The 2,324-nt window shown below is 42.7% G+C and carries 3 protein-coding genes; all 3 read right to left on the bottom strand.

Translation table 11 applies throughout. The features are described from left to right. Positions 1–6: 6 nt before the first annotated feature. The 3 genes from GQR47_RS20120 to GQR47_RS20110 all read right to left on the bottom strand — a co-directional run bounded on the left by GQR47_RS20120 (position 7) and on the right by GQR47_RS20110 (position 2,247). The gene (locus GQR47_RS20120; RefSeq protein ID WP_024596139.1) at positions 7–1,530 is read right to left on the bottom strand and encodes an IS66 family transposase; all 1,524 of its coding nucleotides are present in this window, start codon (positions 1,528–1,530) and stop codon (positions 7–9) included. Positions 1,531–1,600: 70 nt separating this feature from the next. After that, positions 1,601–1,954: an IS66 family insertion sequence element accessory protein TnpB gene (gene tnpB / locus GQR47_RS20115; protein ID WP_024596033.1), complete on the bottom strand. Its 354-nt coding sequence runs from the start codon at positions 1,952–1,954 to the stop codon at positions 1,601–1,603. Next, on the bottom strand, positions 1,951–2,247 hold the full coding sequence (locus GQR47_RS20110; protein ID WP_024596032.1) for a hypothetical protein: 297 nt from the start codon (positions 2,245–2,247) through the stop codon (positions 1,951–1,953). The genes tnpB and GQR47_RS20110 overlap by 4 nt, the downstream gene beginning before the upstream one ends. Positions 2,248–2,324 lie beyond the last annotated feature (77 nt).

The following is a 2,324-nucleotide window of genomic DNA, read 5'->3' as shown; positions in this document are numbered from 1 at the left end:
CATCACCTAGATATTGATATTCCAAGGCAATAATTGTTCTATGTCTGGCTCAGGCTGACAAAGCTCATCGAGGCAATGCATGATGTAATCAAATGGCGTTAAGCCGTTGGATCTTGCAGTTTCGATGATGCTGTATAGGTGAGCGCTTGCTATTGCGCCGCGTGAGGTTTGGCTAAACATCCAGTTCTTACGGCCAATAACAAATGGTTTGATAGCGCGCTCGGCGCGGTTATTGTCGATATTAAGCTGACCATTTTCAAGGTAAACTATAAGTTTATGCCATTGATTAGCGAGATAGGTTGCTGCCTCTGCTAACTTGGTTTTCCCGACTAAACGTGGCTGGTTTTGCTCTAGCCATTTATGCAGTTTATCGATAATAGGTTTCGCTTGCTCTTGCCTTATTTCATGCTTTTGTTCTGGTGTTTTATCGTTGAGTTTTGATTCAATGCCGTACAGTTTTTGAATAAGACTCAAGACTACGTCGGCTTTGCCTGTCTTGTTTTTACCCTGCACGTGTTTTGCTTCTATAAATTTACGACGTGCATGGGCCCAGCAACCAACGAGTGTTGATTGCGTTTGTGCATACGCTTGATAACCATCAACCTGTAAATAGCCCGAATAGCCATCCAGATAATTAACCACACAGGAAGCTGCCCGACTGTTTTGATAGTCGTAAAGCACAATGTTTGGTATTGGGTTGTGTTTATTTATAGCCGATGGCGAATCCGTGCCGGTACAATATAGCCACATGTAACTTTTTACTTTGTCGGCGTTGACCACATTGACCGTCGTTTCATCGGCATGTATCGCAGGCTGTTTAAGTAACGCGTGTTTCAGTCGTTGTATCAGCGGTTCAAACAAGGTAGCGGATGCGAGTACCCAGTCACTCATGGTTTTACGGCTAAGCTCAATGCCGTATTGCTTGAACATCGACTCTTGTCTGTGCAGTGGCAGTGCATATTGATATTTGCTGGTGATGATTTGACTTAATAAACTGGACGTGGCCATGCCTTTGTTGATGGCCATGTTTGGCATCTTGGCTTGTTTAATACTGTTATTCGACCCTGACTTATCACATTCACGACACGCGTACTTTGGGCGAATATGCTCAATGACTTTTATCTTTGCGGGGACGAAGTCGAGCTTTTCGCTGACGTCTTCACCCATTTTATGCAACTCATTACCACAGCAGTTACACACCTTGTCTTCTTCGGCAATGTCATGAATCACTTGCTCACGGGGTAAGTCTTTGGGTAATGGTTTGCGCTTTGGTGTTTTGCGTGTGTAGCTAATCTCTTGCGTAGCAAGCTCATCAGGTTGCTCAATGATGTCTTCGGCTTCATTAAACAATTCACCTTGTGCGTCAAAGCCTTCGGTACTTTTACCAAATTGTTTTTGTTGCGCTAGGCGGAATTGCTCCTCTAGATACCGGTTTCTCGCAGTCGCTTGCGCTAACTTTTCAGCGTGCTCTACCAACAGCTTTTTAAGCAACGCCGGATCGTTTGGAAGGCGGTTAACATCAATATTCATCCTTCTATTTTATAATGTTTTTTACCGTAAACTAGCTTAATGCGATGGTTAATATTGATCCCGCGACGATCTAAATAATGCTAGCGTTTTCGATGTTGATTTGTTGATGCCCTATGACATCATACCCAGATAATAACCAGTGTAATTGTTGCTCGGTTAAGTTTAGGGTGTCGGCGCTGAGGTTTTTCGGCCATTTAAATTTGTGCTTATCGAGGCGTTTATACCACAGGGCAAAGCCTGTGTTATCCCAATACAATATCTTCAGCTTATCTCGGCTTTTATTACAAAAAACAAACACGGCACCGGATAGCACTGACAGTTCGAGTTCACTTTCAACAATGGCCGCTAAGCCATTAATGGATTTTCTGAAGTCGACAAACTGATTGCAAAGGTACACGTCGGGCACATCAATAAACATGTTCATGCTTGCAGCGCCTTTATTAAATTAGCCACCCATGTAGGCTCAGATGAGGTTGGTATAGTTAAATGAGTTTCACCATGAGATAACGTGATTGAGGCATTCACTTTATGGGGAATGGCTTTGTTTTGCACTTTCACCAATTTAGGTGCTTTTGCAGCGTCTTGTAACTTAGACCGATATTTATAAAAGTTTGAAGTGGGTAACATGTTTTCTTTACAAAATGCGACAATAGATAAGCCGCTGGTTTGTTGCTGCTCAATCAATTTTTGCCAGTCATTAAGGGTTCTTTTTTGCATAATACCTCCAGTAGAAACTGACGATATTTTCTATTAATTAAATCCACTCTGCTAGGTGTCGTTGCTCGGACGCTTAC

The sequence above is a fragment of the Pseudoalteromonas sp. Z1A2 genome (assembly GCF_011378755.1).
Classification (GTDB): Bacteria; Pseudomonadota; Gammaproteobacteria; order Enterobacterales; family Alteromonadaceae; genus Pseudoalteromonas; species Pseudoalteromonas distincta.
The sequence above is the reverse complement of the archived record's forward strand: the minus strand, read 5'-3'. Positions and strand labels throughout refer to the sequence as shown.

What these genes read in the sequence shown, in the direction of transcription:
- GQR47_RS20120 (WP_024596139.1), bottom strand. Translation starts at nt 1,530, where the DNA reads ATGAATATTGATGTTAACCGCCTTCCAAACGATCCGGCGTTGCTTAAA.
- tnpB (WP_024596033.1), bottom strand. Translation starts at nt 1,954, where the DNA reads ATGAACATGTTTATTGATGTGCCCGACGTGTACCTTTGCAATCAGTTT.
- GQR47_RS20110 (WP_024596032.1), bottom strand. Translation starts at nt 2,247, where the DNA reads ATGCAAAAAAGAACCCTTAATGACTGGCAAAAATTGATTGAGCAGCAA.